The organism is Pseudomonas sp. P5_B2 (assembly GCF_056400445.1).
The window spans coordinates 1-17731 of record NZ_JBFULH010000054.1; the positions used below are offsets into that span (position 1 = coordinate 1).

Genomic DNA, 17731 nt, shown 5'->3' on the forward strand with positions numbered 1-17731 from the left:
GACTGACACTCCGCATTCGCGAGCAAGCCCGCTCCCACATTTAGTCTTCAGCGAGTTCAGGATCCGGTTGTGCCTTGCGCGGCGCCGCCTTCAAGCTTGCGCCACAGTAATCGCACGTTGGCCTTGCGCACCAGTGCACAACGATACAGACGAATTTCCAGTGGCACATGCCATTGCGGACCACCGCAGACCACTAGCTCACCCCGAGCCAGTTCGGCGCGTACGCTGAGTTGCGGCACCCAGGCAATCCCCAGCCCTTCCAGCGCCATGCTTTTCAGGCTGTCGGCCATGGCGGTTTCGTAAATGGTGGTAAAACGCAGCGCCCGCTGGCGCAGCAGCATGTTCACCGAACGCCCGAGAAACGCGCCGGCGCTGTAGGCGAGTAAAGGCACGCTGGCGTCGCCTTCCAGATCAAACAACGGTTTACCGTCGGCATCAGCGGCGCAAACCGGCAGCATCTCGGTGTGGCCCAGGTGCAGTGAAGGAAAGATTTCCGGGTCCATCTGCATCGCTGCATCGGGATCGTAAAACGCCAACATCAAGTCGCAACCGCCCTCACGCAAGGCGTGCACGGCGTCGCCGACGTTGGTGGCCACCAAACGCGTCGCGATATTCAGGCCTTCATTTCGCAACTGCGCGATCCAGCGCGGAAAGAAACCCAGCGCCAATGAGTGAGCGGCGGCGACTTGCATCACTTCGCCCTGCCCGCCTTCCAAGTGATGAAGATGGCGCAACACTTCACCCAGTTGTTCGACCACGGTCCGCGCCGTCACCAGAAACAATTGCCCCGCCGCCGTCAGCTCGACGGGCGTGCGGGAGCGATTGACCAGTTGCAGCCCCAACGCAGCTTCAAGGCTACGGATACGTCGGCTGAAGGCCGGCTGCGTCACGAAGCGTCGTTCCGCAGCCTGGGAGAAGCTGCGGGTGGCGGCCAAGGCGCTGAAGTCCTCAAGCCATTTACTTTCCAGATTCATCACGTCCTCCCGGACACGCACCAATTTAGGTCGCACGCTCGCCGCGCACGCGGCGTCACACCGGCATTATGCCGAATGTGCATAGGCCAGTGTTTAACAGCATTGGCCGAAAATTCTCCACAAGCCTAGCATTTGCAGTGTTCCGGCACAGACCGGGTCCTTATCGAGATGATTTCTATCATGTCCTCCGCTGCATCTTTCCGCACAGAAAAAGACCTGCTTGGCGTACTCGAAGTACCTGCGCAAGCGTATTACGGCATCCAGACCCTGCGAGCGGTGAACAACTTCCGCCTCTCGGGCGTACCGATTTCGCATTACCCGAAGCTGGTGGTCGGTCTGGCGATGGTCAAACAGGCCGCTGCTGACGCCAACCGCGAACTGGGTCACCTGAGCGAAGCCAAGCACGCTGCCATCAGCGAAGCCTGTGCACGTCTGATCCGCGGCGATTTCCACGAAGAGTTCGTGGTGGACATGATTCAAGGCGGCGCTGGCACTTCAACCAACATGAATGCCAACGAAGTCATCGCCAACATCGCGCTGGAGGCCATGGGTCACCAGAAAGGCGAATACCAATACCTGCACCCGAACAACGACGTGAACATGGCGCAGTCGACCAACGACGCCTACCCGACCGCGATCCGCCTGGGTCTGCTGCTGGGTCACGACGCGCTGCTGGCCAGCCTCGACAGCCTGATCCAGTCGTTCGCCGCCAAAGGTGTAGAGTTCAGCCACGTTCTGAAGATGGGTCGTACCCAGCTGCAAGACGCCGTGCCGATGACGCTGGGCCAGGAATTCCGTGCATTCGCCACGACCCTGGGCGAAGACCTGGCGCGTCTGAAAACACTGGCGCCTGAGCTGCTGACCGAAGTAAACCTGGGCGGTACTGCGATCGGTACCGGCATCAACGCCGACCCGCGTTACCAGCACCTGGCCGTTCAGCGCCTGGCACTGATCAGCGGTCAACCGCTGGTTCCGGCTGCCGACCTGATCGAAGCCACGTCTGACATGGGCGCCTTCGTACTGTTCTCCGGCATGCTCAAGCGTACCGCGGTCAAACTGTCGAAGATCTGCAACGACCTGCGCCTGCTGTCCAGCGGCCCACGCACCGGCATCAACGAAATCAACCTGCCGGCGCGTCAGCCAGGCAGCTCGATCATGCCAGGCAAGGTCAACCCGGTTATTCCGGAAGCCGTTAACCAAGTGGCGTTCCAGATCATCGGTAACGACCTGGCCCTGACCATCGCGGCCGAAGGCGGCCAGCTGCAACTGAACGTGATGGAGCCGCTGATCGCGTTCAAAATCTTCGACTCGATCCGTCTGCTGCAACGCGCCATGGACATGCTGCGCGAGCACTGCATCACCGGCATCACTGCCAACGAAGAGCGCTGCCGCGAACTGGTCGAACACTCGATCGGCCTGGTCACCGCACTGAACCCGTACATCGGCTATGAAAACGCCACCCGCATCGCCCGTATCGCCCTCGAAAGCGGCCGTGGCGTACTGGAACTGGTGCGCGAAGAAGGCTTGCTCGACGACGCCATGCTCGCCGACATCCTGCGCCCGGAAAACATGATTGCTCCGCGTCTGGTGCCGCTGAAGGCTTAACCAAACGCAGGCTCTTACTCTTTTAACGAAGAGCACCGAGAGCCACAACGCTCACCAGGTCGAGGGACTAGACACCTCTCACCTTTTGAGGGCTTGGGGATTTATCCCCAGGCCCTTTTTTTTTAACTTTTTTTCGCAAGACGTACCCGCAACGCAACGCTGATCAGTAAAAACCGGGCGCATCCCCTGCACTCGACGTGACACAACGTGCGACCGGCGTCATGCTCAACTGCACGCTGTCATCGTTCAGGAGAACCCCCATGAATTCCTCGACCTACCCTGCCGCCCAGCACGTCATGGTGCTCTACACCGGTGGCACCATCGGCATGCAAGCCAGCGCTCACGGCCTGGCCCCGGCGTCCGGTTTCGAAACCCGAATGCGTGAATACCTGCACAGCCAGCCCGAACTGGTGGTGCCGCAGTGGCGTTTCCGCGAGATGTCGCCGCTGATCGACAGCGCCAACATGACCCCMGCGTACTGGCAGCRMCTGCGCGAAGCCGTGGTCGATGCGGTTGATGTGCAGGGCTGCGACAGCGTGCTGATTCTGCACGGCACCGACACCCTGGCTTACAGCGCAGCGGCCATGAGTTTTCAATTACTTGGCCTGCACGCCCGCGTGTGTTTCACCGGTTCGATGCTGCCGGCCGGCGTGACCGATAGCGATGCCTGGGAGAATCTCAGCGGCGCGCTGATAGCCCTAGGCCATGGACTGGCGCCTGGCGTCCATCTGTACTTCCACGGCGAACTGCTGGACCCGACTCATTGTGCCAAGGTCCGCAGCTTCGGCCGTCATCCGTTCAAGCGGTTGGCGCGTCAGGGTGGCGGTGTGAAGGCGGCTTCGATTCCTGCACAGCTGAACTACAACCAGAACAGGCAACTGGCGAAGGTCGCGGTGCTGCCGCTTTTCCCGGGTATCAGCGCAGACATTCTCGATGGCCTGCTCGACAGCGGCATTCAGGGCCTGGTGCTGGAGTGCTACGGCAGCGGCACGGGGCCGAGCGACAACCCCGCGTTTCTCGCCAGCCTGGCGCGGGCGCGGGACAACGACGTTGTGGTGGTTGCGGTGACGCAGTGCCATGAAGGTGGCGTTGAGCTGGATGTCTACGAGGCCGGTAGTCGCTTGCGCGGTGTTGGCGTGCTGTCGGGTGGCGGCATGACCCGTGAGGCGGCGTTCGGCAAATTGCACGCGCTGCTCGGTTCCAGCCTGCAGTCGTCAGACGTGCGTGCGTTGATGGAACTCGACCTGTGCGCAGAGCTGAGCTGACGCAGTAACGCTAAGCCGTGGGAGCCCACGGCGAGATACATAGTTACCACCCTCGCGCATTTGCCGCTCCCTAGTATGGAAACTGTTCGAAATCCTCGGACAGTTTCCATAACCATGACAGGGATGCCTGATGACTTTACCCGCCCAAAGCTCGACTTCTTTGAGCACAGACGATCATGACACTCACAATGCGCTGATCACCCAACTTTGCGTCGGCCCGGACTTCAGGGAAGTCGCGGCCACACTCTTGCGCCGGTCCTTGAAAACGCTTTATCCAGACCTGAACATTGAGCCGACGACGGCCATGGTCGGCACCTGTGTCTGGGAGATTACAGAAGACAAGGTTATCGCCGCCCCCACTCACTTCCAGGCACTGACCGAAATCCTCGCCTTCCAGGCCGTGCTGGGAGTGCCGAGCCTCTATATCGAAGGTGAGCACTTTCTCACGCAACAGCCGATGACCGAGCCTGCCGTTCACCTGCCCGTGCGCATCGCTGAAATTGCCACCCTGATTAATCTGCTGGCGCCCCTGATGCTTCGGGCTTTTCAGGAACAGCAACTGGCCTACTGGAACAACACCAATGGCAAGGATGTGCAGTGGCGCAAACTGTCCGACTCGCTGCGTACACTCTGGAACGTCACAGAAATTGAAGGTTGGGACGCCGATGACTGTCGCATGGCTCGCAAGTTGTTCTTTGCTCCGGATCTGGCAACGCGCAAGCTCGACGACCCCTACGACAGCAGGGCCTACCTGATCAAAATAGATCAAGGCGACGGCAAGGCCGTCAACGCTCTGAACGAAATGATGATGGCCGTCCTGATCGGCACCCATGCCAAGCGCCAGATCATCCTCACCTACTCCCTGTTCAACGGCTATAAGAAGTACAGCTCGCTGGAAGACTTGGGCGCCGAGTTACCGGGCCATCTGAATCCGGCCCTGTTACGAAAAGAGATCCAGTGGCGGCTGTTCGAGCCCGACGGTAATTTTTTTGACCAGCAAGCCTGCGCCTTGATTTCAATGCAGTTAGACACCATCGGCGCCATGGATTTTTCCACCGTGCACGGCGCTGATCTGAACAAGCCGCCGATGAGTCTGCCGCCGCGCACCGAAACACTGGTCGAGAAAAAAGGCCCGGGCCTGACGTGGTATCTGGATCTGYTGCCTGACTGGCTGCGCAGCGCTTCAACAAACGACCTGACTTTTTACTCTCGGCATCTGAAGGATCTGTCAGCGCTCCACAGCCAGAACAGCGGAAAATCGTGGCAGGACGATATCTTGCCCATCACTCAATACGCGAACAAGGCATTGAAAGATGCAATGACCAAAGACCATGCTACGGCCGCACAGCTCGAGCTGGAGGACGTCGAGATACAAGTGAAAAGCCCGGTCATCTGGGGCACATTCTCGGTACCTGGCAAGACCGAAATCCGCGTGTTCAGCCTTGCAGAACTCGCGCTACAAAACCTGATCGCACTGCCCCTCGGTTCCAAGACCCTGCGCTCGATCAAAGGCAACAACCTCCCGACCTGGATGACCGTCGATTACATCGAAACACTCATCACCAAGCTGGACATCGGCAGCAGTTATCCCGCACTGATCAAAGACAAGCTGCTGGGCAACGCCACAGAGTCCGCGCGGCGACAGGCGCTGTACAGCCGACACCTGCAAATCCAACTGCCCTTGCTGGCCCTGCAAAACAAGATGAGCAATGGCGCGATAGACGAGCGCGGTTATCGCTATATGGCGGCGATCATGCAAGCCGACGCCTCGGATCGCCAGGTCGAAGGTCAGACCATTGTCATGCGCCCGCTGGCGTTCGTGCCCAAACGCCGAACCTCGGGCGACGCCGATGTGGTCGCCAATATGTTCGTGATCGGCCCGCAGGATCCGGCGGCCGGGCCGTGTCTGCTTTATCGACCCCTGCTCGACGAACCATTGACCCAGTTCCCGTCGCCCACCAACGTGTTATACGCCATCCAGCAATCCGCCGGCTTGCGCGCATCGGTTCTGGCCTGGCTTCCTGACGCCGTGCGCAGCGACTACCAACGTTACGTGTTTGCCGCCGCGCTGCCTTCGCCCTGGGCGGTCGTTGAATTTGCCGTGGACACCTCCAAACTGTGGACGATGAGCGGACCCATCGGCCTTGGCGAATCGGTGGTCGAGGGCGACCTGTTTGCCCACCTGTTCAAGGCCAATGCCAACGCGCTGATCGAACTTTCCGACCAGCAATCAGTGACCAACGCCGAAAGTCGCTGGGCAACTTTCAAGAACACCGGCTGGATGATCTTGGGTTGCGTGCTGCCCTTTCTGGGGCGCACTGCTGGAGTCGCATTCTGGATCTGGCAGGTTCTGGACGACCTGGAGCAATTTGTCGAGGCCAACAAACAAGGCAAGAAGGCAGAACAATGGGCAGCCCTCACCGACGTGTTTCTCAATCTGGCCATGGCGATAACCCTGCATATCGCCAGTCGCAACGAATCGGATCACCGCCCCGCCAGAGAGACACCCAAGGTCGAACCCTCCGAACCCACAGCGCCCGTAGAAGCGCCTGTCGTTATCAAACAACTGCCTGATCTGTCCGGAGACTTACAGTCTGGTCACTCATCAACCCTACATAGCAGTGGAGCCCTGAGCCGAACGACCGACAGCCTGAATGCCCTGCTGGACACGTTCAAAATCAGCAAGCCCGTCGGGTTGCCTGACGCCACGACCCGGGAGGGTGCACACAGGCACCTCTACCCGCTGAAGGAGAAATGGTACGCCCCGCTGGGAGAACGCTGGTTCGAAGTGGCCGTGGATGAAAACGATGTCGTGCATATCGTTGACTCAAAACAGACATCCCGTAGAGGCCCGTCATTGGTCAACAACGCCAAAGACGACTGGACTGTCGATAAAAACCTGTTAATGGGCGGCAAAGGATTGAAGTTGCTTGAGGAGAGAGCCAAGGATCAGGCGGAGATTAAAGTGGCAGAGTTACGCACTAAACTTTCAACGTTTGAAAAAAACAAGAAAGCGGCGCAGCGCCAATTGCAGCAGACGGAAAAAGAGATGGCTGATGCCCCTAAGGCTTCCGTCGAAGAAAAACGCACGCTCTATGTGAAAAAACTCGAGGACCAGCGCGACGGTTACGAAGGCGCTTTGCAAAAGGTGAAAAGCCTCGCCGTGCTCTCCCCGATTCCTGATTATCAAGAACGGTCGATTGGGTACCTGAAGGCACAAATCGATCTCACGCAAGCCGGCATAACGGAAACGCTCAAAATCTTCACTCCCAAACTCAAAACCGTTCTGAACCAGATCACGGTCCAGGCTGAGTCGCCAAATACGCGCAATATCGAAGACGCGAAAGTAATGGGCGTGATGACGCAGGACATGATTGATCGCCTGGAGTACATGCAGTCGCGCTTTACACAATTCAAGAAACTCGGCGACGAAGGGGTATCGCTGCTGCGAAGCGCCCGAGCGCAACTCCCGGGTTACACCATCGATCAGCTCAAGGCTCTACAGGTGACACTGTCGCGTAACTTGCTATTGCCGGCAGAGACCATTACGACACAACCCGATGCTTGGTCATTCATCGATCAGATCATCGACAAGGCCAACATTACAATCCAGAGCCTGGACGACACTTTGTTCGTGCGCAGCGAGTCACGCCTGGATGAACGAATCGACAGCCTGAGCAGCCTGTTCGAGCAGTTCAATGTCATTAAAGAACAGTTGCTGGACTTTCAGACTGAGTTCGCGAGCGTGGTTCTCGCGGATCCCCTGACTAAATTGCAGCGACAGATCGAGACATACAACAAGCGCACCCTGCGCAATCTCGCGTTGTTACTGGATGAAAGAATCACCCTTCGTAGCCGATCGACGCCGCGCCCGCTGCCCCCGGTTGCCAAGCTGAAAATCATCCGAACTCTGTACGATGGCGTTATAACCGGAGTTCCGCGCCTGACCCCCCTTGGTCTGGAGAGTGACCTCGTGGATATCACTTCTCCCCTGACCAACAAGGTCATTGCGACCTTCCATGAAAAAACGCCGGGTGTATGGACGAAACGTGTGGAACCGCCTGCCGCCAAAACACCCGATCTGCACATCAGTGTCGCCGCCGGCCAGGTGTTGCTTGATGGACTGGCGGCATTCAACACACRGGTCACGGCATTGACCACGCAACCCGGGCGCACCCCTTCGGGCGTTGAGCAACTGCTGCACCAGCATGCCATGCGCTTCAAACAGGCAAGCTCCGACATCGAGCAGGCGTTGACCGATCGCAACCTCACCGAGGTCGATTCTGTCGCAGCCTCTGAGGTGAAGAGCCGGCTCGAAACGGCCGCAGGCAACCTCTACACCCAGGCACGCGGCAGTATGTTGAAGATGGCCAAAGAACAACCACCCACCCCGTTTGCCGTTGAGTGGCTGAATCTCAACAACGAGATCACCATCAAAAAAACCGTCAGCCGCCGCAAAATCAAAGGCTCGACGCCTGACTACATGGACGAGTACACCATCAGCGAGCGCAAGCCGGAAAAAATCCTCTGGTATGCACACTTTCACTACTCCACGTCATGGACAGCGGCCAAAATGTTTATCTCCGCACGTTTGAAAACCGTCGCAGAACGCCGCCTGGGTACAGTTGCGGACACGACCAAAGGGTTGAGAGAAACACAACTGGCCGCGTTCTACCGGAGCGAAATCGGCCTGGACCTGGCAGAGCGCATGTTCTTCCGCAAGTGAAGGTATGGGCGTCGGCAATGGCGCCCTCGCCTCGGTGCTGATTTCTTTGGGCACATAACTTGCTGGCCTTCAGACTCCCGAAGGCTGGAACCACTCATGCTCCACTCCCACCTCACCACCCTCAACGCCGTCTCCTTGGTGCTCAACACCTTCAAGGCCGAAGGTCTGTCCAGCGAAGCCTTGCTCGTTGGAAGTGGCATCAGCGCGGCGGATCTGAACCGGGCGGACACACGTATCACCACCAATCAGGAGATGCAGGTCTGCGCCAACGCCGTGGCGCTCAAGCGCGATATCGGCCTCGAATTGGGTCGTCGGATGCACGTTTCGTCCTATGGCATGCTCGGTTATGCGCTGCTCACGAGTGCCACCTTCGGTGACGCATTGCGGTTGGCGATGCATTATCCAGCGCTGTTGGGAACACTTTTCGAGCTGAGCCTGGAAGACGACGGGGATCGTGTCTGGTTCGTGGCGGCGGATTACCGGGAAAGCGCGGCGATGGCGGTATTCAATGCAGAGTTCTGTCTGGTGTCGTTGAAGGTCATCTGTGACGACCTGCTCGGGCGACCTTTGCCGCTGTTGGCCGCTCGCTTCGAACACACCGCGCCGGACTATCGGGCGACCTACGCCGAACACTTCGATTGCACGTTGAACTTCGAAGCGCAGGACAACGCGTTTGCATTCGACCGGGGCTGGCTGGACCAGCCCCTGCCCCTCGCCGATATCATTACCCATCAGGCCATGGCCGAACGTTGCCGCAAACAGAACACCGAGTTCACCGGCCGGCAAGCGTGGCTGGGGCGGATTCGGCAGTTGCTCAGCGCGCAATTGCATGCAGCGCCGGGTCTTGAAGGGTTGGCCGAGCAGATGAATTGCTCGGCGCGTACGTTGCGTCGGCACCTCAAGGATTTGGGGTGCAGCTATCAGGAAATGCTCGATGAGCTGCGCTTCGAGCAGGCCAAGCAAATGCTCTGTGAAGACCAGATGCCGATCTATCGGATCGCCGAGGCGCTGGGTTTCAGCGAGACCGCGAGTTTCCGTCATGCGTTTGTACGCTGGAGCGGTGTGGCGCCTAGCCAGTTCAAGCCACACCGATAAGCCAATGTGGGAGCGAGCCTGCTCGCGAAGGCGGCGGCATAGCCAACACTGATGTCGTCTGAAACACCGCTTTTGCGAGCAGGCTCGCTCCCACAGGTTCAGCATTCCATGCCATGAGCAGGAGCACACTGGCGCCAACCAGGGGCGAATTTCGGTCAAACTTTTTGGCCATATTCATCCCCTTTTGGCCTTTCCTGCCGTTCTCTCAATCGCTGCCTCCCGCAAGACTGTGCTCAACAGAACCCGACTGCGGAGAACAAGAAAATGCTGACGATCTACTCGGACGATCACCACCTGCACCACGGCCGTTGCGAACTGATAGACGGGCAACTCAAGCCCTGCTTCGAAATGCCGTCGCGGGCCGACCATGTGTTGCAGCGCGTACAGAACCAGAACCTTGGCCCGGTTGAAGCACCGCAGGATTTCGGCCTCGACCCGATCGCACGCATCCATAGCCGTGACTATCTCGATTTCTTCAAGGCCGCCTGGGCACGCTGGACCGAATTCAACACCGACGGCGACTTGCTGCCTTACACCTGGCCGGCTCGAACGCTGCGCTCGATTAAACCCACCAGTTTGCACGGCCAGCTTGGTTATTACAGCTTCGATGCTGGCGCACCCATCACCGCCGGTACGTGGCAAGCGGCGTACAGCGCCGCGCAAGTAGCACTGACCGCCCAAGCGGAAATCCAGCGCGGCGCCCGCAGCGCCTTCGCCCTGTGCCGTCCACCGGGACATCACGCCGCCAGCGATTTGATGGGGGGTTATTGCTACCTCAACAACGCGGCCATTGCCGCCCAGGCGTTCCTCGATCAGGGCCACAAAAAGCTCGCGATCCTCGACGTCGACTACCACCACGGCAACGGCACTCAATCAATTTTCTATGATCGCAGCGACGTACTGTTCACCTCGATCCATGGCCATCCGGAAGCCGAGTTCCCGTTTTTCCTCGGCTACGACGACGAACGCGGAGAAGGCGCCGGCGAAGGGTTCAACTTCAACTTCCCGCTGCCCGCCGGCAGCGGTTGGGACACATGGAGTGCAGCGCTGGATCAGGCCTGCCAGGAGATCGAAAAATACGGCCCCGACATTGTCGTCGTCTCCCTAGGCGTCGATACGTTCAAGGACGATCCCATCTCCCAATTCAAACTCGACAGCCCCGATTACCTGGCCATGGGCGAGCGCATTGCGCGCCTCGGCAAGCCGACGCTGTTCGTGATGGAAGGCGGATACGCGGTAGAAGAAATCGGCATCAATGCCGTGAACGTTCTCGAAGGTTTTGAAAGCGCCCAATGAGGAATTAGAACAGTGAATCGACTCAAGCGTTTTATCGCTCCAGCGCTCTTTCCCACAGTGCTGTGTGCCACGGTGCTCAGTGGCGCCGTTCACGCTGAAGAGCGAACGTTGCGCGTCTACAACTGGTTCGACTACATCACCCCCAAGGCGCTGGAAGACTTCAAGGCGCAGAACACCCAGACCAAACTGGTCTACGACATTTTCGACACTAACGAAGCACTGGAGGCCAAGCTGCTGACTGGTAACTCCGGCTACGACGTCGTAGTGCCGTCCAACGTGTTCCTCGCCAAGCAGATCGAAGCCGGCGTGTTCCAGCCGATGGACCGCAGCAAGTTGCCTAACTGGAATCACCTTGATCCAAAGCTGATGAAGCTGATCGAAGCCAACGACCCGGGCAACAAATTCGCCGTGCCCTACATGTACGGCACCATCCTGATCGGCTTCAATCCGGACAAGGTCAAAGCCGCGCTGGGCGACAACGCGCCAGTGGACAGCTGGGATTTGATCTTCAAGGAAGAAAACATCAGCAAGCTCAAGCAATGCGGTGTCGCCCTGCTCGACTCGCCGTCGGAGATCCTGCCGCTGGCCCTGCAACACCTCGGCCTGGACCCCAACAGCAAAAAGCCGGCGGACTACGACAAGGCTGAAGCCCTGTTGATGAAGATTCGCCCGTACATCACCTACTTCCACTCCTCCAAGTACATGGCCGACATCGCCAACGGTGACATCTGCGTCGCGGTCGGTTATTCCGGCAGCTTCTCCCAGGCGGCCAATCGCGCCAAGGAAGCCAAGAACGGCGTGATCGTCGACATGCGCCTGCCCAAGGAGGGCGCGCCGATCTGGTTCGACATGCTCGCCATTCCCAAAGGCGCGAAGAACCCGGAAGACGCCTACACCTTCATCAACTACTTGCTGCAACCCAAAGTGATCGCGCCGGTCAGCGACTTCGTCGGTTACCCGAACCCGAACAAGGACGCCACGGAACTGGTCGACCCGGCGATCCGCAACAACCCGAACCTGTACCCGACCGAAACGGCGATGAGCTCGCTTTATACTCTGCAACCACTGCCGCGTGATGCCGAACGTGCACGCACACGGTCCTGGACGAAGATCAAGTCAGGCACTTGAAAAYGTGTTGAAAGCAAAGACCCGCCAATGAGCGTGATGCTGTTCATTTAAAGAGCGACACAATTCTATAGCGGCTGGCGCAGCCTGCGTCCGGCTGCAAGGTTCGCGATGGTTTAGATGAGCAGCACGCTAATACGCGGGTCTTTTTTGCCTGCGATAACTATGTACCACCTCGCGCCTTCGGCAGCCCTCTACCTTGATCCGATACAGCGCGGCCCCGCGGCCTGCGTCCTCATCGGCACAAAGGAAATGGCCATGTCCGAGACCTCCTCAACCCGCTCCGAAGATGTATTGACCCAACTGGTCACCGGCCCCTCGCTCAGGGAAGTGGCGTCGAACGCGCTGCGCATGGCGCTTGACGCCGCGTACCCCAACCTTGATATCGATCCCGCCCGGACCATGGTCGTGACACCTACCTGGAATGTCTCAATCTCTCAGGTCACGCCCGGCCCCTATCGGTTTGAATCGCTGACCGACGTGTTAGTGCGGCTCACGCTGTCGGCAAAGACCGCGGCCTACATCGACGGAGAGCACTTCCTGACCCTGCAACCGGGGGCAGGTCCGGCGATCCAGTTGCCCATCAAAATCGACGCCATTGGCCGTTTGATCAACCAACTGATCCCCTTGCTGTTCGTGTCCTATCAAGAACAGCAACTCGATTACTGGAACCAGCAGACAGACGACAAAACATCACGCTGGCAGCAACTCTCGCGATCACTGCGCAACCTGTGGGACATCGAGCAGGATTCGGACTGGGACGACGACCAAAAGGCAATGGCGCGGACCCTGTTCAACAGCCCGGATCCGGCCACCCGACACCGTGACGATATCTATAAGTCCAGGGCCTGCCTGATCGACATCGACGAACCAAACAAGCATCTGTGGGTGCTCGATACGGCGTTGTTGGTGGGCACGCTGAACAAACGCACGCTAGTGATCAGCCACTCGATTACCGAGGGTTTCAAGCATTACGACTCGCTGGAATCATTCGGAGAGACGCTGCCGGCGCGTGTTGCGTCCACGTCAAGTTCGCCGACGTTGCGGTGGCGATTGTATGAGCCCGCGGGCAATTTTTTCGACCATCAGGCCTGTGCGCTGATCGCGCTCGAAGTCGCGGCGATCGGCCAGCTTAAAGACACCCTTACGACAAAGGGCCTTACGCGTCGCGCCAGTACCGCTGCCAGGCGCCGCAAGGACATTGACGAAGGGCGCTTCAGCCGGATCGAGCGTTCGTTGCCCGGCTGGCTGCTTAATGCTCTACCGGCGGACCTGACCCTCTACAGCCGACATTTGATGGACCTGGCCCTGCTTCGGGAGCAACACGCGGGTAAAACGTTTCTGGATGACATCCCACCACTCCCGGCATTTACGCTGCAGAAATTGCAGGCACAGGTGTTGAAAGATCACCCGGAAGTGAATGACGCCAAACTCGAAACTATTGAATTCAGTATCACCAGCGTGGTGATCCGGGGGGCCATTGCGGTGCCGGGCAAAACCGAAACCATCACGATGTCGCTCATCGATCTGGCCCTGCAGAATTTGATTGCCGTGCCATTGGGCAACAAGACCGTGCGCCGCACCGACGGCAGTCCTGTTGAATCCTGGATGACACCGGCCTATCTGGAAAAAATCGTCACCGAGGTCAATATCGGTGAGATCTATCCCTCGCTGATCAAGCAAAAACTGCTCGGGAACACCAAGGAAACGCAACGCCGACAAGACCTGTTCACCAGCCACCTGCGCATTCAACTGCCGCTTCAGATGCTCCAGCACAAAATTCGTGGTGAGGCCGGTATCGACGATCAGGGCTACCGGTATGTGGTCGCAGCGATGCAGGAAAAACCCGCTGACCGTTTTGTGGACGGCCTGGAAATTATCATTCGCCCGCTGGCATTCATCCCCGGGGGCAGCACAGACAACAAGGCCGACGAGGTGGCCAACATGTTCGTTATCGGCCCGCGTCTCGCCGACAAGGGGCCCTGCCTGCTGTATCGCCCTCTGCTTGATCCTCCGCTTCTGCAATATCCCCGCGAAACCAACCTGCTGTATGCGATCAAACATAGCCCCACTCTTCGCCAGTCGGTGTTGGCGTGGTTACCGGACGACGTGCGCTTCAACTACTCACAGTATGTATTCCCCGGCGAGCTGCCCTCCGTCTGGACGCTGTCGCAATGGCTGGTCGATCCCGCGTCCGCTCTTGGCATGATGGGGGCGGTCACGCTAGCGGCAACACCACTCGCACAACCGCCACTGTCGACATTGTTCACCGCCAATGCCAACGCGATGATTACCCTGGCAGACCGGCAAACGGTCTCCAATGCTCAAAGTCGTTGGGAGACCCTGAAGCACGGGGCGTGGATGCTGTTCAACATTACACTGCCGTTTCTGGGTAAAACGGCGGCCAGCGCCATGTGGATCTGGCAGATCATGAGCGACCTGGATCAAGCGAATGAAGCCAGCGAGCAAGGTGACAATGACACGGCGTGGACGGCATTGACTGACCTGCTCTTGTCACTGGGCATGGTCCTGGCCCATTACGCGGCGACGCGCCACGCCGCGGTCCGAACCGTTGCCAAGCAGGCCATCACGCTGGAAAAACTACCCACATCACCCTCGAAAATCACCGTAACCCAGTTACCCGATATTGCTGATCAACCGCTGCCCGCGAGTCACAAAACCAACCTGTACACCCATGGCGCCCTCGCCCTCACCGGGCTCGGGGCGCTGCTGGACGGGCTGGCCATTGCAAAACCTGCAGGCTTGGTGAGCCCCTCGACGCAACTCGGCTCGCATCGATTTTTGAGCTCGCTCAAGCAAAAATGGTATGCCCAGGTTGGCCAACGCTGGTTCGAAGTCATGGTCAATGACAATGACTTCGTGCAAATAATCGATACCCGCCAGGCCCCGACTAAAACCGGACCACTGCTGGTCCATTCCGCAACCGGCGAATGGTTCGTYGACACACGCCTGAGGTTGCGCGGTGGTGGCCGTAGCCGAAAAGAACTGGTGCAGGAAAATGCACGGCGCAAAAACGAACTGCGACAGCAGCTGGATACCTTCGACAAGTACAAGATGGTGCTGAGGACCGCGCTTGAAACCGCAGAGAAAGCAGCGACTCCACTCGCACCGGGCGTTGATGATCCCCAGGGCCGCAGGCTGATCGATACGCTGGATAAACAGGTGACCGTTTATGGCGTCTACATTGAGCAGCTCAAAGCATTCAACGTGCTTGAGTCCATCATCAACTACCGCGCCGTCCTGGTCAGTTGCCTGGATCAACAGCTACTGCTGACGGAGAAATGGTTCAACCGGCAAAACCTGGTGTTTGGCACCTATATGCGGCGCTCTTTGGTCCTGCTGGATGGAGAGCCCAACGAACTCCCCCAGACCCCGCGCCAGACTCATCAGCAAACCAGCGAGCTGACCCAAGGGTTTATCGAAAAAATCGAGTTCGCCATGGCCCGGATTGAAGAGTTGAAACGGCTGGGTAAAGAGGGCGCCGAAACCGCCAGGGAATACACGGCAACGCTGCCAACCTTTGAGCTGCAAGACCTGAAGCTGTTTCAGATCAGCCTCACCCAAGAGCTCAGCCTCAATGACACTGGAACAGTCGCCACCGAATCTGCCCGACAGGCACTGGTAATGCTTGTCGAAGATGTGTGCCTCGCCATCCAGTCGTCACTGGACCTGGCCAGGGAAGATTCCCTCCTGGCGCTACCGGAACGAATCGAAGGATTGAGTGATCTGCTCGAACAGTTCGCAACCATCGACCAACGTATTCTCGACTTGCCCGACGAGTACCCCGGGGAGCTGCTGCAACCGTCACTGGACCTGACGCGCCAGCGTATCGAAGCGTTCCATCTGCGTGCGGTGAATCACCTGACGTGGATGCTGCATGAGCGCAAGATCCTCGAACCGGTGCCGGGGCCATCGCGGCCGGTCATTGCCCCGCATCGCCTGATCAAAACGCGTTTCAAAGGCACCGTCGTCGGCAAGTCCCGAAAGCAGGTGAACACCACCGACACTGATCTGGTCGACGTCACCTCCCCCCTCACCGGTAAAGTAATCGCCACGTTCCATGAGAAAACACCTGGGGTGTGGGTTGAACATGTGCCGGTCAAAACAGCTGCACCCGCTGCCAGTCGCCCAACGCTCGCGATCAGCCTTCAAAACGCTGAAGCATTATTGATCCAGCTGGAGTCATTCACCCGACGTACCGAGGCACACTCAAAAGGTGATCGACGTATTCCGTTGGAAATCGAGGAGATGTTCCACCAGCAGGCCCGCCGAATGGAAGAATCGGCGATCGCCATCGAAAAAGCCCTGACTGACACCAACGCGACCGAAGGCGGCCCCGGATCGGCTGCCGCCGTGACCAAACGGCTAAACGATGAGGCGGCTGCGCTGTACAAAAAGGGCACCGATATTCGTACCAGCATGACCAAACGCCAGCCGCCCACCGCCGGCCGTGTTGAATGGCTGCACAGCAAAGGCCTTGTGACCATTCACAGGATTGGTAAACCACTGCCGGAGCATCAGCGCTTGAAGGGGTCGCGCAAGGACTACCTGGATGAGTACGAGATTCGCGATAAGGAAACCCGCAAAGTGCTTTGGTATGCGCACTTCCATTACCCGGCATCCCACACACCAAGGCCAGCCTTCACTGCTGCGCATTTGAAGACTGTCGAACAACGCGGGTCAGGGGGTTCACACGAAACGCGAGGTGTCTTGAACGCTCATCAATCCATTGCCATTTATCGCGCTGAAATAAACCAACGACTGGCTGCTTCATTGTTTTTCAAGTAATACGCGCCATCCCTTGTTTGAGACCCGCCTTGTCGCGGGTCTTTTTTTGGCCTGCGATAACTATTTACCGCCCTGCATCGTGGGCAGCAGCCTACCGTCGTTACCTTCGCCAGGACCTGCTTACGGATCCTGAAATCACGCATCGAAGGCAACGATCATGACCGACAGCAACCTCCCCGGCGCCTCATCCCCGCTCAAAGAAAAAAGTGACCTGGTCAGCCAGACCAGCCACGGCCCGACTCTCAACGAAGTGGCTTCACACGTGTTGCGCCGTGCTCTGAAAACGCTTTACGCGACACTGGACATCGACCCAGACCACGCGTTCGTCGCCAYCCCTCAATGGCAAGTGGAAAACGATCAAATTGAGGCCGGACCGATCGATTTCGAGTCGCTGACCCATGCACTTGTACGTCAGGGGCTTTACGGTGCAACGGCTAATTACCTCGAGGGAGAGCACTTTCTCACGGATGCGCCGGCTRCAATCAATGGCGTTCACCTGCCGGTCAGCATCGAAGACATCGCCAGGCTGCTCAATGACAGCGCACCTGTGCTGTTTGTCGAGCTTCAAGCCCGACAGCTGGACTACTGGAATGGCAAGGGAAAAGAGTCCACCCGCTGGACAGAACTGTCCGACACGTTGCGCAAGGCGCTGAACGTCCAAAAGGTCAAAGGTTGGGATTCAGCCGAATGCACCATGGCACGCGAGGTGTTCAAGGACCCGGACACGGCGACGCGGAAAAATGCGGACAGCCATTTGTCGTCGATCCAGGCCTGCCTGATCGACATCGACACGCAGGAAAACGATGTCGCCAACCACCTGCTGATAGCAGGTGCCC

At 58.4% G+C, this 17731-nt stretch carries 8 protein-coding genes and 1 pseudogene; 8 read left to right on the forward strand and 1 reads right to left on the reverse strand.

All coding sequences use genetic code 11. From position 1 onward, the window contains the following. Positions 1-56: 56 nt before the first annotated feature. Entirely contained in the window at positions 57-974 is a 918-nt protein-coding gene (locus AC1DRJ_RS08150; RefSeq protein ID WP_477801668.1) for a LysR substrate-binding domain-containing protein, read from the reverse strand. Positions 975-1154: 180 nt separating this feature from the next. On the opposite strand from AC1DRJ_RS08150, the gene aspA reads away from it, so the two are divergent. The 8 genes and pseudogenes from aspA to AC1DRJ_RS08190 form a co-directional block, all read left to right on the forward strand. Next, a complete protein-coding gene (aspA, locus tag AC1DRJ_RS08155; RefSeq protein WP_477801669.1) occupies positions 1155-2579 on the forward strand; it encodes an aspartate ammonia-lyase in 1425 nt (474 codons plus the stop codon). A gap of 260 nt (positions 2580-2839) precedes the next feature. Further along, entirely contained in the window at positions 2840-3844 is a 1005-nt protein-coding gene (locus tag AC1DRJ_RS08160; RefSeq protein ID WP_477801670.1) for an asparaginase, read from the forward strand. 130 nt (positions 3845-3974) lie between these two features. Continuing rightward, positions 3975-8570: a dermonecrotic toxin domain-containing protein gene (locus tag AC1DRJ_RS08165; RefSeq protein ID WP_477801671.1), complete on the forward strand. Its 4596-nt coding sequence runs from the start codon at positions 3975-3977 to the stop codon at positions 8568-8570. 96 nt (positions 8571-8666) lie between these two features. Then, the gene (locus AC1DRJ_RS08170; RefSeq protein WP_477801672.1) at positions 8667-9665 is read left to right on the forward strand and encodes an AraC family transcriptional regulator; all 999 of its coding nucleotides are present in this window, start codon (positions 8667-8669) and stop codon (positions 9663-9665) included. Between the two features lie 264 nt (positions 9666-9929). Then, positions 9930-10961, forward strand: coding sequence for a histone deacetylase family protein (locus AC1DRJ_RS08175; RefSeq protein ID WP_477801673.1), 1032 nt, complete (start codon positions 9930-9932; stop codon positions 10959-10961). Between the two features lie 12 nt (positions 10962-10973). Beyond that, positions 10974-12089: a polyamine ABC transporter substrate-binding protein gene (locus tag AC1DRJ_RS08180; protein ID WP_477801674.1), complete on the forward strand. Its 1116-nt coding sequence runs from the start codon at positions 10974-10976 to the stop codon at positions 12087-12089. A gap of 255 nt (positions 12090-12344) precedes the next feature. Then, complete coding sequence (locus AC1DRJ_RS08185; RefSeq protein WP_477801675.1) at positions 12345-16895, forward strand: hypothetical protein; 4551 nt, start codon at positions 12345-12347, stop codon at positions 16893-16895. A 157-nt stretch (positions 16896-17052) separates the two neighbouring features. Further along, positions 17053-17731 (forward strand): annotated as a pseudogene (locus AC1DRJ_RS08190) (hypothetical protein); the annotation flags it as partial.